26 protein-coding genes and 1 pseudogene are annotated in these 24,557 nt (G+C 46.4%); 25 read left to right on the forward strand and 2 right to left on the reverse strand.

What is annotated here, in order from left to right:
* Positions 1–3 precede the first annotated feature (3 nt).
* From gyrB to priA, 25 genes and pseudogenes are all read left to right on the forward strand, one after another.
* Positions 4–2,502 carry a DNA topoisomerase (ATP-hydrolyzing) subunit B gene (gene gyrB, locus B6A14_RS01865; RefSeq protein ID WP_087908766.1) on the forward strand — a complete coding sequence of 833 codons (2,499 nt, stop codon included), beginning with the start codon at positions 4–6 and terminating at the stop codon, positions 2,500–2,502.
* Between the two features lie 2 nt (positions 2,503–2,504).
* Positions 2,505–2,999, forward strand: a complete 495-nt coding sequence (locus B6A14_RS01870) for an SET domain-containing protein (protein ID WP_087908767.1) — start codon at positions 2,505–2,507, stop codon at positions 2,997–2,999.
* 13 nt (positions 3,000–3,012) lie between these two features.
* Positions 3,013–3,237, forward strand: a complete 225-nt coding sequence (locus B6A14_RS01875; protein WP_087908768.1) for a DUF3717 domain-containing protein — start codon at positions 3,013–3,015, stop codon at positions 3,235–3,237.
* 101 nt (positions 3,238–3,338) lie between these two features.
* Complete coding sequence (locus B6A14_RS01880; RefSeq protein ID WP_087908905.1) at positions 3,339–4,100, forward strand: ABC transporter ATP-binding protein; 762 nt, start codon at positions 3,339–3,341, stop codon at positions 4,098–4,100.
* On the forward strand, positions 4,097–4,801 hold the full coding sequence (locus B6A14_RS01885; RefSeq protein ID WP_087908769.1) for an ABC transporter ATP-binding protein: 705 nt from the start codon (positions 4,097–4,099) through the stop codon (positions 4,799–4,801). The genes B6A14_RS01880 and B6A14_RS01885 overlap by 4 nt, the downstream gene beginning before the upstream one ends.
* A gap of 22 nt (positions 4,802–4,823) precedes the next feature.
* Positions 4,824–6,050, forward strand: a complete 1,227-nt coding sequence (locus tag B6A14_RS01890) for an ABC transporter substrate-binding protein (protein ID WP_087908770.1) — start codon at positions 4,824–4,826, stop codon at positions 6,048–6,050.
* A gap of 14 nt (positions 6,051–6,064) precedes the next feature.
* Positions 6,065–6,985: a branched-chain amino acid ABC transporter permease gene (locus B6A14_RS01895; protein WP_087908771.1), complete on the forward strand. Its 921-nt coding sequence runs from the start codon at positions 6,065–6,067 to the stop codon at positions 6,983–6,985.
* Positions 6,986–6,987: 2 nt separating this feature from the next.
* Positions 6,988–7,917 carry a branched-chain amino acid ABC transporter permease gene (locus B6A14_RS01900; RefSeq protein WP_087908772.1) on the forward strand — a complete coding sequence of 310 codons (930 nt, stop codon included), beginning with the start codon at positions 6,988–6,990 and terminating at the stop codon, positions 7,915–7,917.
* Positions 7,918–8,031: 114 nt separating this feature from the next.
* Positions 8,032–8,770, forward strand: a pseudogene (locus B6A14_RS01905) (sulfite exporter TauE/SafE family protein).
* A gap of 106 nt (positions 8,771–8,876) precedes the next feature.
* Positions 8,877–10,796 (forward strand): tRNA uridine-5-carboxymethylaminomethyl(34) synthesis enzyme MnmG, encoded by a 1,920-nt coding sequence (mnmG, locus tag B6A14_RS01910; protein ID WP_087908773.1) that lies wholly within the window; start codon positions 8,877–8,879, stop codon positions 10,794–10,796.
* A complete protein-coding gene (gene rsmG / locus B6A14_RS01915; RefSeq protein WP_087908774.1) occupies positions 10,793–11,461 on the forward strand; it encodes a 16S rRNA (guanine(527)-N(7))-methyltransferase RsmG in 669 nt (222 codons plus the stop codon). Before mnmG ends, rsmG begins: the two co-directional genes overlap by 4 nt.
* A gap of 19 nt (positions 11,462–11,480) precedes the next feature.
* Positions 11,481–12,251, forward strand: a complete 771-nt coding sequence (locus B6A14_RS01920; RefSeq protein WP_087908775.1) for a ParA family protein — start codon at positions 11,481–11,483, stop codon at positions 12,249–12,251.
* Between the two features lie 22 nt (positions 12,252–12,273).
* Complete coding sequence (locus tag B6A14_RS01925) at positions 12,274–13,167, forward strand: ParB/RepB/Spo0J family partition protein (RefSeq protein ID WP_087908776.1); 894 nt, start codon at positions 12,274–12,276, stop codon at positions 13,165–13,167.
* Positions 13,168–13,189: 22 nt separating this feature from the next.
* Positions 13,190–13,678, forward strand: a complete 489-nt coding sequence (locus tag B6A14_RS01930) for an ATP synthase subunit I (protein WP_236635614.1) — start codon at positions 13,190–13,192, stop codon at positions 13,676–13,678.
* A gap of 31 nt (positions 13,679–13,709) precedes the next feature.
* Complete coding sequence (gene atpB, locus B6A14_RS01935) at positions 13,710–14,600, forward strand: F0F1 ATP synthase subunit A (protein ID WP_087908777.1); 891 nt, start codon at positions 13,710–13,712, stop codon at positions 14,598–14,600.
* 42 nt (positions 14,601–14,642) lie between these two features.
* Positions 14,643–14,909 (forward strand): F0F1 ATP synthase subunit C, encoded by a 267-nt coding sequence (gene atpE / locus B6A14_RS01940; RefSeq protein ID WP_028818346.1) that lies wholly within the window; start codon positions 14,643–14,645, stop codon positions 14,907–14,909.
* A 63-nt stretch (positions 14,910–14,972) separates the two neighbouring features.
* A complete protein-coding gene (locus tag B6A14_RS01945; protein WP_068947668.1) occupies positions 14,973–15,443 on the forward strand; it encodes a F0F1 ATP synthase subunit B in 471 nt (156 codons plus the stop codon).
* A 1-nt stretch (position 15,444) separates the two neighbouring features.
* Positions 15,445–15,981 carry a F0F1 ATP synthase subunit delta gene (locus tag B6A14_RS01950; RefSeq protein WP_087908778.1) on the forward strand — a complete coding sequence of 179 codons (537 nt, stop codon included), beginning with the start codon at positions 15,445–15,447 and terminating at the stop codon, positions 15,979–15,981.
* A gap of 45 nt (positions 15,982–16,026) precedes the next feature.
* Positions 16,027–17,568 carry a F0F1 ATP synthase subunit alpha gene (gene atpA / locus B6A14_RS01955; protein WP_087908779.1) on the forward strand — a complete coding sequence of 514 codons (1,542 nt, stop codon included), beginning with the start codon at positions 16,027–16,029 and terminating at the stop codon, positions 17,566–17,568.
* A gap of 17 nt (positions 17,569–17,585) precedes the next feature.
* The gene (gene atpG, locus B6A14_RS01960) at positions 17,586–18,455 is read left to right on the forward strand and encodes a F0F1 ATP synthase subunit gamma (RefSeq protein WP_087908780.1); all 870 of its coding nucleotides are present in this window, start codon (positions 17,586–17,588) and stop codon (positions 18,453–18,455) included.
* Between the two features lie 54 nt (positions 18,456–18,509).
* Positions 18,510–19,910 carry a F0F1 ATP synthase subunit beta gene (gene atpD, locus B6A14_RS01965; protein WP_087908781.1) on the forward strand — a complete coding sequence of 467 codons (1,401 nt, stop codon included), beginning with the start codon at positions 18,510–18,512 and terminating at the stop codon, positions 19,908–19,910.
* A 21-nt stretch (positions 19,911–19,931) separates the two neighbouring features.
* The gene (locus tag B6A14_RS01970) at positions 19,932–20,348 is read left to right on the forward strand and encodes a F0F1 ATP synthase subunit epsilon (protein WP_087908782.1); all 417 of its coding nucleotides are present in this window, start codon (positions 19,932–19,934) and stop codon (positions 20,346–20,348) included.
* Between the two features lie 19 nt (positions 20,349–20,367).
* Positions 20,368–21,477 (forward strand): uroporphyrinogen decarboxylase, encoded by a 1,110-nt coding sequence (gene hemE, locus B6A14_RS01975; RefSeq protein ID WP_087908783.1) that lies wholly within the window; start codon positions 20,368–20,370, stop codon positions 21,475–21,477.
* A 267-nt stretch (positions 21,478–21,744) separates the two neighbouring features.
* The gene (locus tag B6A14_RS10360; protein WP_236635615.1) at positions 21,745–22,170 is read left to right on the forward strand and encodes a primosomal protein N' family DNA-binding protein; all 426 of its coding nucleotides are present in this window, start codon (positions 21,745–21,747) and stop codon (positions 22,168–22,170) included.
* Entirely contained in the window at positions 22,163–23,878 is a 1,716-nt protein-coding gene (priA, locus tag B6A14_RS01980; protein ID WP_236635616.1) for a replication restart helicase PriA, read from the forward strand. Before B6A14_RS10360 ends, priA begins: the two co-directional genes overlap by 8 nt.
* Positions 23,879–23,885: 7 nt before the next feature.
* Here priA and gcvH read toward each other — a convergent pair whose 3' ends face one another.
* Both gcvH and B6A14_RS10185 read right to left on the reverse strand, forming a co-directional pair.
* A complete protein-coding gene (gene gcvH / locus B6A14_RS01985) occupies positions 23,886–24,278 on the reverse strand; it encodes a glycine cleavage system protein GcvH (protein ID WP_087908784.1) in 393 nt (130 codons plus the stop codon).
* A gap of 67 nt (positions 24,279–24,345) precedes the next feature.
* The gene (locus B6A14_RS10185; protein ID WP_129560400.1) at positions 24,346–24,531 is read right to left on the reverse strand and encodes a hypothetical protein; all 186 of its coding nucleotides are present in this window, start codon (positions 24,529–24,531) and stop codon (positions 24,346–24,348) included.
* Positions 24,532–24,557: the final 26 nt, after the last annotated feature.

A 24,557-nucleotide genomic window follows, 5' to 3' on the forward strand; every position in this document is an offset into this window, starting at 1 on the left:
AAAATGACTGAAGAAAAAAAAGTGGTAGAGCAGTACGGCGCTGCATCGATTCAAATCCTAGAAGGTCTCGAAGCTGTTCGTAAACGCCCTGGAATGTACATCGGAGACACCTCTGATGGAACGGGCTTACATCACCTAGTTTTTGAGGTTCTAGATAACTCTATTGACGAAGCTTTAGCCGGTTATTGTTCTGAAATAACAGTTGTTATACAAACCGATAACTCAATCTCGATTGTTGATAACGGGCGTGGCGTTCCAACAGGTATTAAGTACGACGATAAACACGAACCAAAACGCAGTGCCGCCGAAATCGTAATGACTGAGTTACATGCTGGCGGTAAATTTGACCAAAACAGCTATAAGGTTTCTGGCGGTCTACATGGTGTGGGTGTAAGTTGTGTCAATGCCCTATCAAAATGGCTGAAGCTCACCATTCGTCGTGACGGCAAAACCCATTACATGGAGTTTGAGCGCGGCGTTATTAAAAATCGCAACATTCAAGAGGAAAACGGTGTTGCTGTTTCTCCAATCACCGTTACAGGCGATACAGAATTATCAGGAACAGAGGTTCATTTCCTTGCGGACGAAACCATTTTTGGAAACGTAGAGTTTCATTATGAAATTCTTGTGAAGCGTATTCGTGAACTTTCCTTTTTAAATAATGGCGTACACATTAAATTAATTGATCAACGCACAGGCCAAGAAGAGGACTTTGCCTTTTCTGGCGGCGTTAAGGGTTTTGTTGAATACATCAATCAAACTAAAAATGTTTTACATCCCAATATTTTTTATGCTGAGGGTGTTCGCCCCTCTGATTTGGGTGGCCAAATTACTGCTGAAGTTTCCATGCAATGGAACGATAGTTTTAGTGAACAAGTACTTTGTTTTACCAACAACATCCCCCAGCGTGATGGCGGCACACACTTGACCGGCCTGCGCGCAGCAATGACGCGCGTCATCAATAAATATATTGATGAAAATGAGGTTGCCAAAAGGGCCAAAGTCGAAATCTCTGGCGACGATATGCGCGAAGGCTTGGCATGTGTTTTATCGGTTAAAGTTCCAGAGCCAAAATTTTCTAGTCAAACCAAAGATAAGTTGGTATCTAGCGAGGTGCGCGGCCCAGTAGAAGAAATTGTTGCGGAGGCACTCAGCGCTTATTTGCAAGAGCGCCCGGCAGATGCAAAGATTCTTTGTGGAAAAATCGTCGACGCTGCGCGTGCGCGTGAGGCGGCACGCAAGGCTCGTGACATGACAAGACGCAAGGGCGCATTAGATGGCCTTGGTCTTCCTGGAAAGCTGGCAGACTGCCAAGAAAAGGACCCTGCTAAATCTGAATTATTCATTGTCGAGGGCGACTCAGCCGGAGGCTCTGCCAAGCAAGGGCGCGATCGCCGCTTTCAAGCAATTCTTCCTTTAAAAGGAAAAATTCTGAACGTAGAAAAGGCGCGCTTTGACAAGATGCTCGCTAGCCAAGAGGTGGTTACCTTAATTACCGTTCTTGGTACTGGCATTGGCATTGAAGAATACAAGGCCGATAAACTCCGCTACCACCGCATCATCATCATGACCGATGCGGACGTAGACGGCAGTCACATCCGCACTCTTTTACTAACTTTTTTCTATAGACAGATGCCGGAGCTGATCGAGCGCGGCCACATCTATATTGCACAACCACCGCTGTACAAGGTGAAGTTTGGTAAGAGCGAGCAATATATTAAGGATGATGCGGAGCTCAACCAGCTGTTGTTAAAGATTGCGCTTGAAACCGCCTCTTTGCAAACCCCAACTGGCGAGATTATTGAGGGCGCCGCTTTAAATGAGTTGGCCAAACACTACCAAGTAATCCAGTCTATTGTTGATCGCTTATCACGCACTATCGACGAAGATGCTTTGAGGGCAATAGCCTCTGGCACCCAACTGAATCTGGATACTGAGCAGTCTGCCAATGACTCTGCGGATCGTCTAAGAAAGGCGTTGGCTGATTCTTTAAACCCATTGGCCTTGCCACCAGAAATTGTTGTGCAAAAAGAAGATCGCACCGAGCGCTTTAGGTTGTTGCTGTCACGTCGTATCCATGGCAACCTTAAACTATCTTCAATTAACTCCGATTTTGTTCATGGGGATGATTATCAAAGCCTTGCCAATGCGGCATCCGTTTTGTCTGGCAAGGTTTTGCCGGGCTCAAGAGTGCGCCGTGGCGATCCGGACAAAAATCAAAAAGAGCAAACTATTTCTGACTTTAGGGCAGCCTTCTCTTGGTTATTGTCTGAGGCTGAGCGTGTTTTGAGTCGCCAGCGTTACAAAGGTTTGGGCGAGATGAATCCATCACAACTGTGGGAAACCACCATGGATGCTAGTTCACGCACCCTGTTGCAAGTAAAGATTGAGGATGCTATTGCTGCGGACCAAGTGTTTACAACATTGATGGGTGATGAGGTTGAACCGCGCCGCGCGTTTATTGAGAAGAACGCCCTTATTGCTCGCAACCTAGACGTTTAAATATGAAATCAAAAAAATTATCACCTCCCAAGGTGGATCGGTCTTCTATCGTTGTTAAATCCTCGCCAATTCATGGTAAGGGGGTTTTTGTAGCAAAGCCAATTAAAAAAGGCCAAGCAATCATTGAGTACAAGGGCGAGCGTATTAGTTGGAAATTAGCTATTAAGCGCCATCCTCATGACAAAAAAGATCCTAACCATACGTTTTACTTTTCCTTAGATGATGGTCGGGTTATTGATGCAAAGTACGGTGGCAATGCTGCGCGCTGGATTAATCACTCTTGCAAGCCAATTTGCGAAACAAAAGAGGGTATTTATGATGGCGAACCACGCGTTTTCATTTATGCCAAGCGCGCACTAAAAGTTGGTGAAGAGTTGTTCTACGACTACTCTCTTGATATTGATGGCCGCGTCACCAAGCAAATGAAAAAAGATTATGAGTGTCGCTGCGGCGCCAAAAAATGTCGCGGCACAATGCTCGCCGTTAAAGAAAAGTAAACCTTAACACCCCATGTTGTACGTAAGCATTCAAGAGCTTGAGGCCGCAATTAATTATTGGCGTGGCCAATCTCCAGCAGAGGGTGAAGAGTTGCGCTTGTGCCCCGAGGCATCTGCTCTAGCAAAACCCTATGCGCTAATGATTGTTCAGGGCGCACAGAGGGTTCCTGTGGATGTTTTAGATGAGCTCGCGCGTACCGCAATTCAAAAGTTTATAAAAATCAGTCAAAACACCTAAGGCCCAAGCATTAATGGCTTTAGGGTTATTGCTATATAAAGCATAGTCATCTTGGGTTATCCTCAAACTCTTGCCTCAAACGAGGGGTGGGAGGCACGAGATTGCAAGAAACAATACTAAAAACAATTGGGCTTGGTAAATCCTTCAAAGGATTCTCCGCGGTTAGTGATGTAAACCTGGATGTAAGCAGGGGAACGATTCACGCCCTAATTGGCCCAAATGGTGCTGGGAAAACCACCTGCTTTAATTTGCTCACAAAGTTTTTAGAGCCCAGCAGCGGGCAAATTTTATTTAATGGCCTTGATATTACAAATGAGGCCCCTTCACAGATAGCGAGACGCGGCATTATTCGCTCCTTTCAGATCTCTGCTGTTTTTCCTCATTTGACCGTACTTGAAAATGTTCGTGTTGCACTGCAGCGAGGATTGGGCACAGAGTTTCATTTTTGGAAATCGGGCGACTCTTTGCATGTGCTAAATGAGCGCGCCCTTGAGCTCTTGCACGAGGTTGGCTTAGAGGGTTTTGCTAATGAAGAAACACTCAATTTAGCTTATGGGCGCAAAAGGGCGCTTGAAATTGCCACAACCTTGGCCATGGAGCCAGAGTTAATGTTGCTTGATGAGCCCACACAGGGAATGGGCCACGAAGATGTGGAGCGCGTAACAGAGTTGATTCATCGTGTTGCAAGGGGCCGTACGATATTAATGGTTGAGCACAATATGAAGGTGGTTTCTTCTATTGCGGACCGAATTACCGTATTACAGCGAGGCGCTGTTTTGGCTGAGGGCTCCTATCACGAGGTTTCCAGTAACCCGCTAGTGGTAGAGGCCTATATGGGCAGTCATGAGGGCGCGAAGCTATGAGCAACATGGCTTTAGAGGTTAAAAACCTAGAGTCTTGGTATGGGGAGTCCCACATTCTGCATGGTGTGAACTTCGCTGTGCGTGATGGTGAGGTTGTCACTTTACTTGGTAGAAATGGCGCGGGTCGAAGCACTATCCTCAAAACCATTTTGGGCCTCACCAGCAAAAGGACCGGCTCTGTAGAGGTTTATGGCACTGAGACGATCTCGATGCCAACATACAAAATTGCACGCCTGGGTGTTGGCTACTGCCCCGAAGAAAGAGGGATTTTTGGAAGCTTAAGCGCCGAAGAAAATCTTATGCTGCTACCGGAAATTGCGCCAGGCGGAATGGGCTTGGATGAGATTTACGAAATGTTTCCAAATTTATACGAAAGACGGAATAGTCCAGGTACGAGATTGTCTGGCGGCGAGCAGCAAATGTTAGCAATGGCGCGCATTTTAAGAACGGGCGCCAAGTTGTTATTGCTCGACGAAATTACAGAGGGTCTGGCCCCCGTGATTGTGCAAAAACTGGGTGAAGTTGTTACCAGCTTGCGTAACAAGGGGTTCACGATTGTTCTGGTTGAGCAAAATTTCCGCTTTGCTGCACCCTTGGCGGATCGCCATTATGTGGTTGAGCATGGAAATGTGGTTGAAGTGGTGCAACAAAGTGAGCTTGCTGCAAAAGCATCCTTATTAAACGAGTATCTTGGTGTTTAGTGCTTATCTATAGGAGATAGAAATGAAGTTAAAGCAAATAACCGCGTGTCTGGTTGCGGCAACCATGTTTGGTGGCAATCCAGCTTTCGCACAAAGCGGCGCAAAAGTCAGCGGGGATGTAGTAAAGATCGGAGTATTAACCGACCTTTCATCAACCTATTCTGACTTAGCTGGACCCGGCGCAGTGATCGCAGCAAAAATGGCAATTGCCGATTTTTCTAAAGATGGCACTGTTATCGGAAAAAAGATTGAGCTTTTAAGCGCAGATCATCAAAACAAGGCTGATATTGCTGCAAACAAAGCTCGTGAGTGGTACGACAAAGACGGTGTTGATGTGATTGTTGAGTTGGTTTCAACCAACGTTGCTCTTGCTGTAATGGAAGTTGCCGAGCAAAAGAACAAAATTACATTGGTTTCTGGCGCAGCTTCTTTGCCGATCACCAATGAAAAATGTACTGCTAACAACGTGCATTGGACCTATGACACCTACGCACTTTCAAACGGTACCGCTAAGGCGGTTGTAAAGCAGGGCAAAAAGAATTGGTATTTCTTGACTGCTGACTACGCGTTCGGCGCAGCGTTAGAAAGAGATTCAACTAATGTTCTTACAGCCAATGGCGGTAAGGTATTGGGAACTAGTAAGCACCCATTTCCTAACAGCGACTTTTCTTCCTACCTCTTAAAGGCTCAAGCTAGTGGCGCAGATGTTGTTGCCCTTGCAAACGCCGGTCAAGACACTATCAATAGCGTTAAACAAGCCTCCGAGTTTGGTATCAACAAAAAACAAACGGTTGTTCCTTTGTTGATGTTTATTACCGATGTTCACTCTTTGGGTTTAAATGCCGCTCAAGGCATGTACCTTACTGAGGGCTTCTATTGGGATAAGGACGATAAGACGCGTGCTTTTGCAAAGCGTTTCATCTTGCAACATAAGCGTATGCCATCCAGCGTTCAGGCGGGCGTTTACTCTTCTGTTCTTGCTTACTTAAATGCTGTACAAAAGGCTGGCACCGATGACACTCAGGCTGTAATGAAGGCTTTGAAGTCCACCAATATCGATGACGGTCTTTTCAAAGGCAAGATTCGTGCTGACGGCAAGTTTGAGCACGATATGTATCTGCTCGAAGTGAAGAAGCCCTCTGAGTCAACAAGCCCATGGGATTATTACAACGTTCGCGCAGTGATTCCTGCTGCTGAAGCGACACAACCACTTTCATTGTCACGATGCAAGCTGGTTACTAATAAGTAATTCTTCCTTTAAGTATGTTTGAACTTCTCGGAATTACCCCTCAAGGGCTGGTAGCCCAACTCTTGGTGGGGCTTATCAATGGCTCGTTTTATGCCATATTGAGTTTGGGATTGGCCATTATTTTTGGCCTTCTCAACATCATTAATTTTGCACATGGTGCCCAGTACACCATGGGTGCTTTTGTTGCCTGGATTGGTTTAACTCAAATTAGCCAATGGCTTGGCTTCCCCGATCTATCAATTAACTATTGGTTTGCGCTCATTATTGTTCCGCTTGTGTTGGCGGGATTTGGTTTGATTCTTGAGCGCACGATGTTGCGTCGCCTGTATCACCTCGACCATTTATACGGCCTATTGCTGACCTTTGGTCTGGCTTTGATTATTGAGGGCATGTTTCGTCATTGGTATGGAATTTCTGGTGAGAGCTATCCAGCGCCGGAGCTTTTACAGGGCGCCATTCCTTTGGAATCCATCGGCATCATTTTGCCGAAATATCGTATGTGGGTAGTTGTTATTTCTTTAGTGGTTTGCTTCTCTACTTGGTATGTAATCGAGAGAACAAAATTGGGCGCCTATTTGCGCGCTGGAACCGAAAACCCAAAACTACTCCAAGCTTTTGGCATTAATGTTCCTCTCATGATTTCTCTGGCTTACGCTTATGGCGTTGGTCTTGCTGGCTTTGCTGGTGTTTTAGCTGCGCCAATCTTTCAAGTAAACCCATTAATGGGTTCGAACCTGATCATTGTGGTTTTTGCTGTAGTGGTGATTGGTGGCATGGGCTCGATTATGGGTGCCATTTTGACGGGCTTGGGCTTGGGCCTCATTGAGGGCCTCACAAAAGTGTTCTACCCAGAGGCTTCGGGCGTAGTGATCTTTGTGATCATGGCAATTGTTTTGTTGATTCGTCCTGCTGGACTGTTTGGGCGGGAAAAATAATCATGAATCAAAAAACAAAGTTGCTTTACGGCATTCTGGTTTTAATTGCCTTGCTATTGCCATTCCAAGATTTTATCTATTTGGTTTTTGCAATGAAGGTTTTGTGTTTCGCGCTCTTTGCTTGTGCTTTCAATTTATTGCTTGGCTTCACCGGACTTTTGTCTTTCGGTCATGCGGCTTTTTTTGGAACTGCCGCCTACATTACTGCCTACCTTTGTAAAGAGGCAGGCTTTTCTCCAGAGCTCGGAATTGTCTTGGGTGTGCTCGGGTCGGGCGCGTTGGGATTCATCATTGGCTCTTTAGCGATTCGTCGGCAAGGCATTTACTTTGCCATGGTTACCTTGGCCCTCTCGCAAATGATCTATTTTTTGGCTGTCCAGATGCCATTTACGGGCGGCGAAGATGGCATTCAGGGTGTACCACGCGGAACATTGTTTGGGCTCATTGATCTAAAAAATGATGTGGCCATGTATTACTTTGTTCTAGCGGTGTTCTTATTTGGTTTTGCGCTGATTATGCGTGCCGTGAACTCCCCATTTGGTCAGGTCTTAAAAGCAATTCGTGAGAATGAGCCGCGTGCAATTTCTTTGGGGTACGACGTGGATCGTTTCAAGTTAATGTCTTTCGTGATTTCAGCCGCCCTCTCTGGTTTGGCTGGGTCGATGAAGTCTTTGGTATTCCAGTTGGCAACGTTGACCGATGTTCACTGGCATATGTCTGGCGAGGTGGTGTTGATGACCCTGCTTGGTGGCATGGGAACAATTCTTGGCCCAGTAGTTGGCGCTGGCATCGTAGTTGGATTGCAAAACTACTTAGCAAACATTGGATCCTGGAGCACGATTGCAACAGGCTTTATTTTTGTGATTTGTGTCCTGGCATTCCGTCGCGGTGTAGTTGGCGAAATTGTTGCGTATTACAAAAGCAAGAACTGAGTTTTTGTTTTTCCTTTTATTATTTGGTTTTAGTGCGGCGCTATCGCCGCACTCATTTAAATAAAAGAGTCCCTCATCGAATTTTCAATTTACATTTGGCCGCTGCTTTTGGCTATGGCTTTTTTTGCTGGCCTGGTTGATGCCGTAGCTGGCGGCGGCGGCTTGATTCAGGTCCCGGCTTTGTTTGCTGCCTACCCAGACGCTCCGCCCGCAACACTCCTTTCCACCAATAAAGTTTCGGCTATTGGCGGCACACTAAATGCTGCGCGTAGATATTTGCGTCACGTTTCATTGCCATGGGCAATTGTTTTGCCGGCGATCGTGGCAGGTTTTGTCGGCTCTCTTTTGGGCGCTAACGCCGTGAGCAATTTTCCAGCAGAGCCATTGCGAAAGGCCTTACCGTTTTTGCTGCTCTTTCTTTTGTTCTACACCTGGTTTCAGCCTTCGTTGGGAGAGCAGCATGCACCAAAGGAAAAGAGTCGCTTTCAGCAGCTCAAAGCGGTCTTGCTGGGATTAACGATTGGTTTTTATGATGGCTTTTTCGGTCCCGGCACTGGCAGCTTTTTGTTGTTCGGCTTCGTAAGATTTTTCGCCTTTGATTTTTTGCATGCCTCTGCCGCAACTAAGTTGGTGAACGTTGCAACAAACTTGGCGGCAATCCTGATGTTGGCGAGTTTGGGTCAAATTAATTGGCCACTTGGTTTTGCCATGATGATTGCCAATATTGCTGGCAGCCAATTTGGTAGTCGACTTGCAATTAAGCATGGAAGCGCCTTTGTTAGAAAGGCCTTTTTTGGTAATTGTGAGTGTACTCATTCTGAAGTCTGCATGGAATGCCTATTTTCTGAATTAAATCAGTGACTTAGAAAAAGTCATTTATTTTTCCCCATTTTTTCAGTGCTTTTGTTTCACGTGAAACAAACAAAATGCTATGATCATCGCCCTATCCGAGGCAAATCATGCGTTATTCCAAAAGTTTCGATGTCATCGTAGTTGGCGGCGGTCACGCCGGGACTGAGGCCGCTCTCGCATCGGCGCGCATGGGTTGCGACACCTTATTAATTACCCATAGCATTGAGAGTCTGGGCGCAATGAGCTGCAACCCTTCTATTGGCGGGATTGGTAAAGGCCACCTCGTTAAAGAGATTGATGCGATGGGCGGTGCCATGGCTGCGGCAACTGATGAGGCCGGCATCCAATTCCGCATTCTGAATTCCAGCAAGGGCCCAGCCGTCCGCGCGACCCGCGCTCAAGGTGATCGCGTCTTATATAAAGCAGCAATCCGTCGCCGTTTAGAAAATCAGCCGAATTTAAGCTTGTTTCAGGCTGCAGTTGACGATCTGTTGGTAAAGGGTGATGAGGTTCAGGGGGTTGTAACCCAAATGGGCCTAGAGTTTATGGCTAAGAAGGTGGTTTTGACGGCCGGCACCTTTTTAGATGGAAAAATCCATGTTGGCTTAAATAATTATGCCGGCGGCCGCGCTGGCGATCCTGCTGCTGCTTCATTGTCTGCCCGCTTAAAAGAGCTAAAACTTCCTCAAGGAAGGCTAAAGACTGGCACCCCGCCCCGTATTGATGGCAGAACGATCGACTTTTCAGTCATGCTTGAGCAGCCTGGAGATCTTGATCCAGTCCCAGTTTTCTCCTACTTGGGGCGTCCAGAACAGCACCCACAGCAAGTGCCTTGCTGGATTTCTCATACAAATGAAAAGACCCATGACATTATTCGGGGCGGCCTAGACCGTTCCCCAATGTATACCGGCGTGATTGAGGGGGTTGGCCCACGCTACTGCCCTTCTATTGAAGACAAAATTCATCGCTTTGCCTCTAGAAACAGCCACCAGATCTTTTTAGAGCCGGAGGGCTTAACTACTAACGAGTTTTACCCTAATGGTATTTCTACGAGTTTGCCTTTTGATATCCAGTGGGACTTGGTCCGCAGTATTCGAGGCCTAGAGTCGGCGGTAATTGTTCGCCCGGGCTACGCCATTGAATATGATTTCTTTGATCCGCGCCAATTGCGCCATAGCCTAGAAACCAGGGCCATTAGCGGGCTTTACTTTGCTGGGCAGATTAACGGTACCACGGGCTATGAAGAGGCTGCAGCCCAAGGGATGTTGGCTGGAATTAATGCTGGCCTAGCCTCTAAGGGTAAAGAGCCTTGGTTGCCAAAGCGAAGTGAGTCTTACATTGGCGTTTTGGTGGATGATTTGATTACCCGCGGCGTTCAAGAGCCCTATCGGATGTTTACTAGCCGAGCAGAATATCGCCTTAGTTTGCGGGAAGATAACGCCGATATGCGTTTAACAGCCATTGGGCGTGACCTTGGCCTGGTTGACGACTATCGCTGGGAAGTTTTTTGTAGAAAGCAAGAGGCTGTTTCACGTGAAACATCTCGTCTTCAGGATATCTGGGTTGGACCAAAGCATGAGGCGGCACCCCTAGTTGCTAATCTTTTGGGCCAAGATTTGTCCCATGAGTGCAACCTAACAGAGCTTTTACGTCGTCCTGGCGTTACTTATGAAGCAATCACAAGCTTAGGCAATGGATTATGGGCGCCTGAGGTTTTAGACGATGATATTGGGCTTGCGGCTCAAATTAGTGATCAAGTGGAAATTTCGGTCAAATACCAGGGCTATATTGATCGACAGGCGGTTGAAATTGCTCGCCAAGAACATAACGAAACATTCCCCCTGCCTGAATCCTTGAATTATTCAAATGTATTGGGTCTATCTAAAGAGGTTCAGCAAAAGCTGAATCTTCACAAGCCTGAAACATTGGGTCAGGCGGGCAGGATATCTGGGGTAACACCGGCTGCACTCTCTTTGCTTTTAGTCCACCTCAAAAAGGGTTTGGGTCGCACCCAAGAAACTACATGAGCGAGAGCTTGCTTGCTCTCGGAATTGCCGAGCTCGGTTTAAATTTAAACGACACAAACATTGCCAATTTAGAGCTTTTTTTGCAAGAAATGGGGCGTTGGAATCAAGTTCATAACTTAACTGCGATCGAGGGCGAAAAAGATTCAGTTAGGCTCCATCTCATTGATTCAATTGCAGTTTTACCTATTTTGAGGCAATTTTTAAAAGACCAAAACCCCAAGATTGCGGATTTAGGTTCTGGCGGCGGCCTTCCCGCCATTCCGATTGCCATTGTTGAGCCCGAGTGGCGCTTGACCCTCATCGAGGCGGTTAGAAAAAAGACCGCTTTTTTGCAGCATGTGCGCGGAAAGTTAAAGTTAAAAAACATTGAAATCTTAAGTGAGCGCGTTGAAGATGTTGCAGTGCAACAACCAGGCCAGTTTGATGCGGTTATTTCTAGGGCTTTTACCAATCTGGCTCGCTTTTTAGACTTGTCATTGCCTTTTTTAAAGCCTGACGGCCTAGTGTTTGCAATGAAAGGTAAGCGTGCAGATGAAGAGATGCAGGCGGTTTGTATGAATGACTGGCGCTTATTGGCAGACGAACCCTTGCATATACCTAATTTATCGGTGGAAAGACGCCTTTTGGTCTTGAGCCCCATGAGAAAATCACCCCTCACCTCTTAAGCAAAGTCACAAAGTAGCTATGGCAAAAATATTCTGTATCGCAAATCAAAAAGGCGGTGTTGGCAAGACCACCACCGCTGTAAATTTGGCCGCCGGCCTAGCTGGACTTCGGCAGCGAGTGTTATTAGTAGATTTGGATCCGCAAGGTAATGCCACCATGGGCTCTGGGATTGAGAAGGCGGATTTAAACAACAGCATTTACCAAGTTTTAATTGGCTTGGCCTCCGTAAAAGATTGCGCTCAACGTTGTGAGAGTTCTGCTTATGACGTGTTGCCTGCAAATCGTGATTTAGCTGGTGCAGAAATTGAATTAGTAGATATTGATGCGCGTGAATCTCGCTTGAAAAATGCGTTAGCTGCAGTGGCAAATGATTACGATTTTATTTTGATCGATTGTCCGCCTGCGTTGTCATTGTTAACGCTCAATGGATTGTGCGCGGCAAATGGCGTCATCGTACCAATGCAGTGTGAATATTTTGCACTGGAGGGTTTGTCGGATTTAGTAAACACCATTAAGCAAGTGCATGCAAATTTAAATCCTGATTTAGTGATCATTGGTTTATTGCGCGTGATGTTTGATGCGCGTATGACGCTGCAACAACAAGTTTCCGATCAGCTCTTAGAGCACTTTGGAGATAAAGTATTTAAGACAATTATCCCGCGCAATGTACGCCTGGCCGAAGCCCCGTCTTACGGGCTTCCTGGCGTTGCATTTGATAAGTCATCGCGTGGTGCAAAAGCCTATTTAGAGTTTGGTGCGGAGATGGTTGAGCGCATCAAGCACATGTAATTTTTTTAGAAGATAAAACACCATGGTTGCAATTAAGAAAAAAGGTTTGGGTAGAGGGCTAGAGGCGTTGCTCGGAGAGAAAAGTTCTCAAGCAAATTCAACAGCAGAAATTAATCGTTTGCCATTGACTGCATTGCAGGCCGGCAAATATCAACCTCGTCAAAAAATGGAAGCTGGTGGTTTGCAAGAATTAGCAGAGAGCATTCGTGAACAAGGCGTGATGCAACCGCTATTGGTTAGACTTGTATCACCAGGAAAGTACGAAATCATCGCCGGCGAACGACGCTTTCGTGCAGCCACAATTGCTGGTCTAAAAGAAGTGCCAGTTTTGGTTTCTAGCGCAGATGATCAAGCAGCAGCAGCAATGGCTTTGGTTGAGAACATGCAGCGGGAAGATTTAAACCCCCTTGAAGAGTCACAAGGCCTGGCGAGATTGATCGAAGAGTTTGGCTTTACACATGAACAGGCCGCAAAAGCGGTAGGAAAGTCCCGAAGCGCCATTACCAACCTATTGCGCCTGGCCCAACTCGCAAAACCTGTCCAGGCAATGCTTCTGGCGGGCGATATCGATATGGGCCATGCTCGCGCCCTATTGCCCCTCCCTGGGGCTAGCCAGGTTGCTTTGGCCCAAAGAATTGCCGCACAAGGTTTGTCTGTTCGTGAAGCGGAAAAAATGTCAGCAGCTTTAGCAATTGCCGGGGGCCAGATTGGTGACAAAAAGTCTAAAAGTAAGACTAGCGCCACTTCGCCAAGTCGCGACCCTGATATGCGTCGGCTATCTCAAGAAATCGCTGATTTAATTGGCTTAAACGTCGAATTTAAGTTCAAAGGCAAGGGCGGCGAGCTCCGCATTGGCTTTAGTCAGTTTGATGAGCTTGATTCCTTATTAAAAAAGTTGGGTATTGCGGCTGATTAGTGGCCAATGAGAAATCAATTTTGTGAATAAAAACCACCCAACTAGCGCTCATCAATGGGATGAAATCGAGGAAGACTCCTTTAAAACTCTCAGCAAAGACGAGATGGATGCCTTGCGCAAAGCAAAACCGCGCAATTTTGCTTCAATCAACTCATGGTGGGTTGTTCTAAGTCAGGTTGTGATCACACTAGTAATTGCTGGTGTCTGCTATGTTTTTTCAAGTCTGGCTGACAAAAGCGTTTATACTTATTCGGCTTTAGTAGGCGGTTTGATTGGATTTTTGCCTTCCGCGTTGTTTTTGATGCGCATAGAGGCGGCAAAAAAGAGTGTCAAATCTAGCCCCGGCGGCTTTTTGGCGGCAGTGGTTTCTGGTGAATTTATCAAAATCCTAGCAACTATCGTTTTGTTCATAGGCTTTGCCCTAAAGCAGCCTGATTTGAAATGGATCCCGTTGCTTGTTACTTATTTGGCTACCCTCAAGTGTTACTTGTTGGCGTGGTTTTGGAAGTAACAAGAAGCAAATAAACAAGGACAAGTAATAGATGTCTAGCGAAGTTAACGCAGCAGCAGAAGTTGGCCACCACGCGGCCAAAGAAGCGCTTACACCTACAGCCTACATTGCAGAACATCTGCAAAACCTTAACAATATTGGTGGGCCACAGCAGTCCATCATTGACTTCAGCGTTATTCATTTAGACACCATGTTCTGGACCACCCTTATGGGGCTGATCGCCGTCCTTTTGCTGGTGATTGCCGCACGTAGAGCCTCCCCTGGCGTACCAGGCCGCTTTCAGTGTTTAGTTGAAATGCTGGTTGAGATGGTCGAGACCCAATCAAAGGGAATTGTTCACGGCGACAGATCCTACATTGCACCTCTAGCGCTATTCGTTTTTTGCTGGATTATTCTTTTAAATACTCTGGACTTGGTTCCGGTGGATTGGGTGGTTGGCGTCAATCACTTTATTGAAGGCTTCGGCATTCACGTCCCACACCATAAGATTGTTCCAACTACTGACTTGAATGCCACCCTTGGCATGTCCTTCTCAGTATTGCTATTGGTCTTCTTCTACAGCTTTAAAGTAAAAGGCCTTGGCGGCTTTATGCATGAGCTTGTCTCAGCCCCATTCGGTGCAAAGTGGTACTTAGCCCCATTCAATTTAATCCTCAACATTATTGAGTATGTTGCTAAAGGCGTTTCTTTGGGAATGCGACTTTTTGGAAACATGTATGCGGGCGAATTGATCTTTTTGTTGATCGCTCTCTTAGGAAGTATGTGGACCTTTAATTTTGATTTGTACATGCTTGGCTTTGTGGGCAACGTGCTCGCTGGCTCTGCTTGGGCAATCTTCCACATTTTGGTCATTTTGTTACAAGCATTTATTTTCATGATGTTGACTTTGGTTTACATAGGCCAAGCTCATAGTCACCATTAACTTTTTTATTTTTAACCTCACTTTCAATACTTAGGAGTAAACATGCAAGCATTCTTAGCCAACATTCAAGGACTAACCGCTATCGGTATTGGCCTCATCATCGGCCTCGGCGCTTTAGGAGCCTGTTTGGGCATTGGCCTTATGGGTGGTAAGTTCATTGAGGGCGCTGCCCGTCAACCAGAACTCATCAACGAATTGCAAACCAAAATGTTCCTGTTGGCTGGTTTGATCGACGCTGCGTTTTTGATCGGCGTTGGTGTTGCAATGTTGTTTGCTTTCGCAAACCCACTGCTCGCAGTTATTAAGTAATTGTTTTGGCGTGGATGACCAGAAGGTCATCCAACCGTTCTCAACAATACTGAAAGGAATATCGTGAATCTGAACGCGACCCTATTCGCGCAAATGATCGTCTTCTTCGTCTTATGGTGGGTTGTTGCACGCTTCGTGTGGCCACCGCTGGTTAAGGCGCTAGATGAGCGTTCAACCAAAATTGCTGATGGTTTGGCTGCCGCCGAGCGTGGAAAAGAAGAATTGGCACTTGCAAACAATGCTGCTGAATTAGAGCTCTCAAAAGCACGTCAAGAAGGCGTGCTGCGTGTAGCCGAGGCAGAAAAGCGCGCACAAATGTCGGCCGATGAAATCCGTGCAAATGCACAAGCTGAAGCCACCCGCATTATTTCTCAAGCAAAAGAAGATGCAGACCAACAAGTAACACGCGCTCGCGAAGTTTTGCGCGCGGAAGTTGCTGTATTGGCTGTTAAAGGCGCTGAGCAAATTTTGCGTCGGGAAGTAGATGCTAAAGCTCACGGCGCATTGCTTGATCAACTCAAGGCAGAGCTTTGATATGGCTGAGTTAGCCACGATTGCTCGCCCCTATGCTGAAGCGCTTTTTCAAAGCGCTAAGCCTGCTGAACTTGCTTCAATGTTGGAGCAGCTCAACGAGTTGGCTCAGCTTGCTGCGCTCCCTGAGGTTGCTGGTTTATCCAATAACCCAAAAGTTTCTGCAGAAGATTTGACTAAGCTTTTAACCGGCATGGTGAAGACTAAGTTAGATGGAAAAGTAGCGAGCTTTTTAAGTCTTGTGAATCAAAGCCATCGCTTAGCAGCCATCCCTGAAATTGCAAGTCAATTTGAGGCGATGAAGAATAAGAGCGAAGGTGCAGCAGAAGTAATGATTACCAGCGCATTCCCTATCGAAGGAAGCGCATTAAATGATTTGTTGTCAAGTTTGAAGAAGCGCTTTGGGGGTAAAGATTTGCGCCCTACTATTCAGATTGATCCAACCTTGATTGGCGGTGTTCGCGTTCAAGTTGGTGACGAAGTAATGGATAGTTCCGTAAAGGCACGGTTAGCTCAAATGCAAGCAAGTCTTGGCGCATAAGTTATCCCTATTAAGAACATACGAAATAAGACCCAGGAGTAAGTAATGCAACTCAACCCTTCCGAGATCAGCGAGCTGATCAAAAGCCGAATTAGCGAAATGGGTGTTGATACCCAGTCTCGCAACGAAGGCACTGTAATTTCAGTGACCGATGGTATTTGCCGTGTACACGGTTTGTCTGGTGTGATGCAGGGCGAAATGTTGGAGTTTCCAAACAACACAATCGGCCTTGCTTTGAACCTTGAGCGTGATTCTGTTGGTGCCGTGGTGTTGGGTGAGTACACCCACATTAAGGAAGGCGACTCAGTTAAATGTACCGGCCGCATTTTGGAAGTTCCAGTTGGCCCAGAGCTGCTCGGTCGCGTTGTAAACGCGCTTGGTCAACCGATTGATGGCAAAGGCCCAATCAATACCAAGTTAACTGACTTTATTGAAAAAGTTGCTCCTGGCGTTATCGCACGTCAATCTGTTAGCCAGCCAGTTCAAACTGGTTTGAAGGCGATTGATGCGATGGTTCCAATTGGTCGTGGCCAGCGTGAGTTGATCATTGGTGACCGCCAAACAGGTAAGACAGCAGTTGCGGTTGACGCGATCATTAACCAAAAAGGCAAAGGCGTTTATTGCGTTTATGTTGCTATTGGTCAAAAAGCTTCTACTATTGCTAACGTTGTTCGTAAGCTCACCGAATTGGGCGCGATGGAGTACACCGTAGTTGTTGCTGCTAGTGCTTCTGAGTCTGCAGCGATGCAGTACCTCTCTGCATACGCAGGTTGCACCATGGGTGAATATTTCCGCGATCGCGGCGAAGACGCTTTGATTGTTTACGATGACTTGACCAAGCAAGCAGTTGCTTATCGTCAGATTTCCCTGTTGCTCCGCCGCCCACCAGGCCGCGAAGCTTACCCTGGCGACGTGTTCTACCTCCACTCACGCTTGCTCGAGCGCGCTGCCCGTGTGAATGCTGAGTATGTTGAGAAATTTACCAACGGTGCAGTAAAAGGCAAAACCGGTTCTTTGACAGCATTGCCGATCATTGAAACCCAGGCAGGCGACGTTTCTGCTTTCGTTCCAACCAACGTGATTTCGATTACTGACGGTCAGATCTTCTTGGAAACTGACTTGTTTAACGCTGGTGTACGTCCTGCGATTAACGCCGGTATTTCTGTTTCGCGTGTTGGTGGTGCAGCTCAAACTAAAGTGATTAAGAAATTATCTGGTGGTATTCGTACCGACTTAGCTCAGTATCGTGAATTAGCAGCGTTTGCTCAGTTTGCATCTGATCTAGACGAAGCAACCCGCAAGCAGCTCGAGCGTGGTCGTCGCGTTACAGAATTGTGTAAGCAAGCTCAGTACAAGCCACTCCAAGTTTGGGAAATGGCAGCTTCACTGTATGCCGTTAACAATGGCTTCTTTGATGATCTCGAAGTGAAGAACGTATTGGCATTCGAAAAAGGCTTGCAAGATCACTTGAAATCTAAATACGCTGACTTAGTTGCGCGTATTGAAGAAACTAAAGATCTCAGCAAAGATGACGAAGCTGCTTTGCGTGCTGCAATTGAGGATTACAAGCGCTCAGCCTCTTTCTAAGAGGGCTCGCATAAATCATGGCAAGCACAAAAGAGATACGATCAAAGATCAAGAGCGTGCAAAACACGCGCAAGATCACGAAGGCAATGGAAATGGTCGCCGCATCCAAGATGCGTCGCGCCCAGGAGCGCATGCGTAATGCGCGCCCTTATGCTGAAAAAATTCGTGAAATTGTTGCCAACCTTTCTAAGGCTAACCCCGAGTTCCGCCCTGCTTACATGGCAACTCGTGAGGTTAAGAAGGCTGGCACTATTTTGGTTACAACAGATAAAGGCTTGTGCGGCGGTTTAAATACTAACGTCTTGCGTTTGATTGCTAACCAAGTGCGCGATTTGCAGGAAAAAAATATTGAGATTGCGTACACCGCAATTGGCTCAAAAGGCCTGCAATTTTTGAATCGCTCAAAAGCAAAACTGATTTCTCAAACCATTCAAATTGGTGATACACCGCATTTGGATGTGTTGATTGGCGCAATCACTGCCCAATTAGAAGCGTTTGAGCGTGGCGAGATTGATGCTGTTTATTTGGCATATACCCGCTTTGTTAATGCAATGAAACAAGAGCCTGTTTTGGAAAAGCTCTTGCCTTTGGAGCCAGCTGATCTGACTCCCGAAGACAAAGCAGGCCCATCTTGGGATTACATCTACGAACCTGACGCAGAGTCCATTTTGAATGGCTTATTAAAGCGTTATGTTGAAGCAATGATTTATCAAGCTGTTGCTGAAAATATGGCTTCTGAGCAATCTGCTCGAATGGTCTCAATGAAGGCCGCTTCAGATAACGCAAAGAACGTGATCGGCGAATTGCAATTGGATTACAACAAAACACGACAAGCTGCTATTACCAAAGAGTTGTCTGAAATTGTTGGTGGAGCGGCTGCTGTTTAAGCGGTCAGCATTTAGGAATACGAAAGAATTCAGGAATTAAAAGCGGAGAAAGCGATGAGTAACGGAAATATCGTGCAATGTATCGGTCCAGTGGTGGACATTCAGTTCCCACGCGACAAAATGCCAAGCATCTATGATGCGTTGACATTGGTTGATAGTGGTGAAAAATCATTTGCTGAAAAAGGTTTGACCTTTGAAGTTCAGCAACAAATCGGTGATGGCGTAGTTCGCGCAATTGCCATGGGTGCAAGCGATGGCTTGCGTCGTGGCATGGAAGTGAAATCTACGGGTAAGCCTATTTCTGTTCCTGTGGGTCCTGCAACATTGGGCCGCATTATGGACGTCTTGGGTCGCCCAATTGATGATGCAGGTCCGATTGCTACTGAAGAGCGTCGCGCTATTCACCAGCCAGCACCAAAGTTTGATGAACTCTCCCCTTCGATTGACTTGCTCGAAACCGGTATTAAGGTTATTGACCTAGTTTGCCCGTTTGCTAAAGGCGGTAAGGTTGGCTTGTTCGGTGGTGCGGGTGTTGGTAAGACCGTGAACATGATGGAATTGATTAACAACATCGCCAAGCAACACTCCGGTTTGTCTGTGTTTGCTGGTGTTGGTGAGCGTACTCGTGAGGGTAATGACTTCTACCACGAGATGAAAGAATCGAACGTTATTGATAAAGTGGCGATGGTGTTTGGTCAGATGAACGAGCCCCCTGGTAACCGTTTGCGCGTTGCGTTGACCGGTTTGACCATGGCTGAAGCTTTCCGTGACGAAGGCCGTGACATTTTGTTCTTCGTTGACAATATTTACCGTTACACATTGGCCGGTACTGAAGTTTCTGCGTTGCTCGGTCGTATGCCTTCTGCTGTGGGTTATCAACCTACGTTGGCTGAAGAAATGGGTAAATTGCAAGAGCGTATTACCTCAACTAAGACAGGTTCTGTTACTTCTATTCAGGCCGTTTACGTTCCTGCGGATGACTTGACCGATCCGTCACCAGCGACAACCTTCTTACACTTAGACTCCACGGTTGTGTTGTCACGGGACATTGCTGCTTTGGGTATCTACCCAGCGGTTGATCCATTGGATTCCACAAGCCGTCAGCTTGACCCACAAGTGGTTGGTCAAGAGCACTATGAAGTAGCTCGCGATGTTCAGATGACGTTGCAACGCTACAAAGAATTGCGCGATATTATTGCGATTTTGGGTATGGACGAATTGTCACCAGAAGACAAATTGGCCGTATCACGCGCACGTAAGATTCAGCGTTTCTTGTCCCAGCCTTTCCACGTTGCTGAAGTGTTTACTGGTTCGCCAGGCAAATACGTTCCATTGAAAGAAACCATCCGTGGTTTCAAAATGATCTGCAGCGGCGAATTGGATCACTTGCCTGAGCAAGCGTTCTACATGGTGGGTTCAATTGATGAAGCCATCGAGAAAGCTAAGAAGCTTTAATCGCTTTCATCTAGGGAAATTATGTCAAACATACATGTCGACGTAGTTAGTGCCGAGCAGTCCATTTTCAGTGGAGAGGCTAAGTTTGTGGCCCTTCCAGGCGAAGGTGGTGAGCTCGGTATCTTGCATGGCCACACCCCATTAATTACACGCATTCGTCCAGGGTCTGTTCGTATTGAAAAGGCAGATGGCGATGAAGAATTCGTGTTTGTTGCTGGTGGTTACTTAGAAGTACAGCCAGATCGTGTCACCGTATTAGCGGATACCGCTATTCGTGGTCACGATCTTGATGAAGCAAAAGCCATCGAAGCTAAGAAACGTGCAGAAGAAGCAATGCAAAACCGTGGCACTGACTTTGATTTGGCTTTGGCCCAATCTGAGTTTGCTATGGCTGCTGCACAGTTGGCTGCTATTGCTCGCTTCCGTCGTAAGAAGTAATTACCGGTCGGTCAGCCCCTTGCTGCTAAATGATCGGTTCTTAAAAGCCTGCTTGGGCGAAGCGGTTGATCAAACGCCGCTTTGGCTCATGCGTCAGGCCGGCCGATATCTCCCTGAATACAATGCAACTCGCGCTAAAGCTGGAAGCTTTCTCGGACTCGCAAAAAATCCTACATATGCTACTGAAGTAACCCTTCAGCCACTGGATCGCTATCCACTAGATGCGGCTATTTTATTTTCTGATATTTTGACCATCCCAGATGCGATGGGATTAGGCCTCAAATTTACTGGCGGTGAAGGCCCAAGCTTTGATCACCCTCTTCGCACCGAAGAAGCGGTTAAAAAATTGCGCGTCGCCGATATGGGCGAACTGAAGTATGTATTTGATGCTGTTTCTGAAATTCGTAAAGCACTTAGTCAAGACGGTAAGCAGCGCGTACCTTTGATTGGCTTCTCTGGAAGCCCATGGACATTGGCTTGCTACATGATTGATGGTTCTGGCTCCGATGATTTCCGTCATGCTAAAACCATGATGTTTAGTCGTCCTGATTTGTTGCAACATATCTTGGATATCAACGCTCAATCGGTTGCTGCATATTTAACTGAACAAGTAAAAGCTGGCGCACAAGCGTTAATGATTTTTGATACCTGGGGTGGGATGTTGCCTGATGGTTGGTATCAGCAAATGTCTTTGGCATCGATGCAAAAAGTGATTTCCCTGTTGCCACGGGAACATGAAGGCAGAAAAATTCCGATCATTATGTTTACCAAGGGCGGCGCAATTTGGTTAAATGATATGGCGCATGCGGGGGCTGATGTCATTGCAATTGATTGGACGATCTCGCTGAGCCGTGCTCGCAAGCAACTGCTCGCATTGAACAAGCCTTTGGCGTTACAAGGCAACTTAGACCCTCTAATTCTGTTCTCTGAGCCAAAACAGATTGCAGAGCAAGCCAACCTCCTTCTAGAAGATTTGGCAGGCGCCCCGGCCCTTAAGCCAGGTCTGCACCCTCTAGATGGACATATCTTCAACTTAGGTCACGGAATCTCCCAATTTACGCCCCCTGAAAGCGTAAGCGCATTGACAGAAACCGTAATTCAGCGCTCAAGAGTTCTTAGGTCAAAGTAATAATCCTGAGTACTTGCTAACTTAAGCTTGGAATTTTGATAAAAGTTATGCACAGATCAGTGCAAATTTCAAAATTCATGAAGATTCCGTATAAAGATAAACATTAACTTCCAGAGTTTATCCTAAACCATTGATTTATATATATTTATAATAAAAAGCTCAAAAATAGTGCAAATCTAGATAGCTGGTAAATTGGCTTATAAATCAGAATCATTGGATGATATCCACAGACTTATCCACAGGTAAAACGAAAGATTGAAGTAAATAATGGCTCCACCCATCGTGGTTCAGGTAGTTGTTGATAAGCCCTTGGCGCAGGGCTTTGATTACTTATGGGATTCTGAAAAGTTAGGGGCAGCTCCACAAGTAGGACGGTTGGTAGAGGTACCGTTTGGGCGCTCAAGTTTGGTCGGACTTGTAATAAAAGTTAGTGCACACTCTGATTTTGAAATTGACAAACTAAAGTCAGTCACCAAGTTAGCTCCATTACCTGCTTTCGAGCCAGCAGCCCTGAGATTGATTAATTTTGCAAGCCAGTATTACATCCATGCGCTTGGAGAAACCATCATTCCAACAATTCCACAGATGTGGAAAAAGCCTGAGAATTGGGAAAAAATACCCACAAAACTCATTGCTTCAGCGGAGAAGAAAAAGAAAAAAAGTACTGGAAGAGAAAAGCGAAGGATTGATTAGCGAAGCAGAATTAAATGCAGAACAAAAACAGGCGCTAGAAAAAATTCGCCAAGGCAGCAGAGGAAAAAATGAATTTAAAGTCATGCTGCTTCAGGGCCAAACAGGCAGTGGAAAGACTGCAGTCTTTTTGAATTGGTTAAGAGAGGCACTGAGTGATGAAACTGCGCAGGTACTATTGCTTGTGCCTGAAATTAATTTAACCCCACAGCTTGAGCGAAGAGTGCGGGCCTATTTTCCGGAAAAGAAAATGGTGGTACTTCACAGTGGAGTAACCGAGAAAGAAAGAGGCATTGCTTGGTTCGAGGCAATGACTGGTAAAGCACAAATTATTCTGGGAACCAGATTAGCAGCACTGACCCCACTCCCAAATTTGCGCGCAATCGTTGTAGATGAAGAGCATGACCCATCTTATAAGCAACAAGATGGTATTCGCTACTCAGCGCGAGACCTTGCCATTTGGCGTGCGCATGATGTGAAGCTACCAATACTGCTTTCATCCGCCACGCCCTCTTTAGAAACATGGACGGCAGCAAAAGCTGGGCGTTATGAGTACATTCGATTAGATCAGAGGGCACAAGGCGCAAGCTTGCCTAGAGTCCATCTCATCAATACCCGCGACCCCCAAAATCAATATAGCCCTGGCGACCCTGGTAAGCCTAAAGATAAAAGTCCCATTACTAAGACATTAGCGAATGCAATTAGTAAAAATTTAGAAGATAAAAAACAAAGCTTAGTTTTAATAAACCGCAGGGGATATGCCCCAGTATTAAGTTGCAACGCTTGCACGTGGCTTTCTAAATGTCAGCAGTGCAGCTCTTACATGGTGGTCCATAAAGCGGGCGCGCTGACAAAAAAATCTGTTCTAAGTTGTCATCATTGCGGTCTGGTAAAGCCTATTCCAAGTCATTGCCCGGATTGTGGCAATGCCGATCTAAAAACGCTGGGGCAAGGCACGCAAAAGATTGAAGATGCCATTGAGGAAATGTGGCCTGCGGCAAGAGTGCTGCGAGTCGACACCGATGCTAGTAGGGGTAGCAAGGGAACAGAAGAGCTGTTTCAAGAGATCCACCAAGGCAAGGTGGATATCGTTGTTGGCACACAAATGATCGCCAAGGGACATGACTATCAAAATATTGGGCTTGTCGGCGTATTGGATGCAGATGGAAGATTGTTTTCTCAAGACTTTAGGGCTGCAGAAAGGCTTTTTGCACAATTGGTGCAAGTAGCTGGTCGTGCGGGACGCTCTGGCAAAGAGGGCCAAGCCAGTGGAGACATTTATATCGAGACCCAATATCCTGAGGCTGCAGTATTTCAGTATTTGCTGCGACATGATGTAGATGGATTTTTATCTCACACTACTCATGAGAGACAGGAGGCTGGACTCCCACCATTTTCACATCAGGCTTTAGTGCACGCTGAGGCAAAAAGCCTGGATAAAGCAATTCAATTTTTAAGTGCTCTTAAGGGGAAATTAAAGTCCCAGGGCTTTATATCTGATGGGCTTCGAACCTATGATCCTGTTCCAAAAGCAGTCATGCGGGTTGCAGGCACTGAGCGCGCACAACTCTTGATCGAAGCTGATAGTCGCAAACAGTTGCAAGAAGTTTTGGAGGCAGTTGATCGAGAATTACGGGCCAATTCTCAAGGGCGCATCAGTAAAACAACTCGTGTACGCTGGCTAATTGAGCGCGATCCAATCGCGATTTAATTTTTGCTTAGGCGCCAGCTGTGGTGCTGTATTGATTGATATCCATCAATTGATCAAGCTCAGATGCGAGGCTATCTTCTGAAATTGGTTTGATTTTGAATAGCCAAACGCCATAAGGCTTTTCATTCACTATTTCAGGAGATGAATCCACTACTTCATTGAGGGCAACAATTTCGCCGCTCACAGGAGCATGGATGTCACTTGCCGCTTTGACAGACTCAATCACAGCAATTGCTTCACCCTGCTTGACCTGCTGACCCATTGCAGGGGCTTGAAAAAACATGACGTCACCCAAAGCCTCTTGTGCATGATTGCTAATTCCAACCCACACGAGGCCATCACTTTCGACGTCGGCCCACTCATGAGTCTGTGCAAATTTGAATGTATCTCGGCTATTCATTGTCAGCGTTTTATTTGGGATTGAATTTCGATCCCATGGGAGCGATGGCCTTGACCATCACGGGGAATTAGGTTTTAGCAGAACCGGTACGGTGTGTACGGTTGTATAGGCAGCTGGCGCAAATCCAGCGTTGCTTACGATTGCTTGTCGGAATCCATGTGCCACCCTCAAGTCGTTTTTCGCGACTGCAAGAAGAGCAAAATTTAAGGCTCTGAGAGGTATCTTGGGTAGCAGCTGGAGTAGAGGTAGTCATGGGCAATCCGGGTAAGGCAAATCTTT

Origin of the sequence: Polynucleobacter hirudinilacicola (assembly GCF_002192535.1) — a bacterium.
In the GTDB taxonomy this organism is placed as follows: Bacteria; Pseudomonadota; Gammaproteobacteria; order Burkholderiales; family Burkholderiaceae; genus Polynucleobacter; species Polynucleobacter hirudinilacicola.

Excerpts from the sequence above, each read along its gene's own strand:
- gyrB (WP_087908766.1), top strand. The coding sequence starts at position 4 with ATGACTGAAGAAAAAAAAGTGGTAGAGCAGTACGGCGCTGCATCGATT.
- B6A14_RS01895 (WP_087908771.1), top strand. The coding sequence starts at position 6,065 with ATGTTTGAACTTCTCGGAATTACCCCTCAAGGGCTGGTAGCCCAACTC.
- B6A14_RS01875 (WP_087908768.1), top strand. The coding sequence starts at position 3,013 with ATGTTGTACGTAAGCATTCAAGAGCTTGAGGCCGCAATTAATTATTGG.
- atpA (WP_087908779.1), top strand. The coding sequence starts at position 16,027 with ATGCAACTCAACCCTTCCGAGATCAGCGAGCTGATCAAAAGCCGAATT.
- B6A14_RS10360 (WP_236635615.1), top strand. The coding sequence starts at position 21,745 with ATGGCTCCACCCATCGTGGTTCAGGTAGTTGTTGATAAGCCCTTGGCG.
- B6A14_RS01890 (WP_087908770.1), top strand. The coding sequence starts at position 4,824 with ATGAAGTTAAAGCAAATAACCGCGTGTCTGGTTGCGGCAACCATGTTT.
- B6A14_RS01885 (WP_087908769.1), top strand. The coding sequence starts at position 4,097 with ATGAGCAACATGGCTTTAGAGGTTAAAAACCTAGAGTCTTGGTATGGG.
- atpG (WP_087908780.1), top strand. The coding sequence starts at position 17,586 with ATGGCAAGCACAAAAGAGATACGATCAAAGATCAAGAGCGTGCAAAAC.
- B6A14_RS10185 (WP_129560400.1), bottom strand. The coding sequence starts at position 24,531 with ATGACTACCTCTACTCCAGCTGCTACCCAAGATACCTCTCAGAGCCTT.
- gcvH (WP_087908784.1), bottom strand. The coding sequence starts at position 24,278 with ATGAATAGCCGAGATACATTCAAATTTGCACAGACTCATGAGTGGGCC.
- atpE (WP_028818346.1), top strand. The coding sequence starts at position 14,643 with ATGCAAGCATTCTTAGCCAACATTCAAGGACTAACCGCTATCGGTATT.
- B6A14_RS01970 (WP_087908782.1), top strand. The coding sequence starts at position 19,932 with ATGTCAAACATACATGTCGACGTAGTTAGTGCCGAGCAGTCCATTTTC.
- atpD (WP_087908781.1), top strand. The coding sequence starts at position 18,510 with ATGAGTAACGGAAATATCGTGCAATGTATCGGTCCAGTGGTGGACATT.
- B6A14_RS01870 (WP_087908767.1), top strand. The coding sequence starts at position 2,505 with ATGAAATCAAAAAAATTATCACCTCCCAAGGTGGATCGGTCTTCTATC.
- B6A14_RS01900 (WP_087908772.1), top strand. The coding sequence starts at position 6,988 with ATGAATCAAAAAACAAAGTTGCTTTACGGCATTCTGGTTTTAATTGCC.
- B6A14_RS01950 (WP_087908778.1), top strand. The coding sequence starts at position 15,445 with ATGGCTGAGTTAGCCACGATTGCTCGCCCCTATGCTGAAGCGCTTTTT.
- mnmG (WP_087908773.1), top strand. The coding sequence starts at position 8,877 with ATGCGTTATTCCAAAAGTTTCGATGTCATCGTAGTTGGCGGCGGTCAC.
- rsmG (WP_087908774.1), top strand. The coding sequence starts at position 10,793 with ATGAGCGAGAGCTTGCTTGCTCTCGGAATTGCCGAGCTCGGTTTAAAT.
- atpB (WP_087908777.1), top strand. The coding sequence starts at position 13,710 with ATGTCTAGCGAAGTTAACGCAGCAGCAGAAGTTGGCCACCACGCGGCC.
- B6A14_RS01925 (WP_087908776.1), top strand. The coding sequence starts at position 12,274 with ATGGTTGCAATTAAGAAAAAAGGTTTGGGTAGAGGGCTAGAGGCGTTG.
- B6A14_RS01920 (WP_087908775.1), top strand. The coding sequence starts at position 11,481 with ATGGCAAAAATATTCTGTATCGCAAATCAAAAAGGCGGTGTTGGCAAG.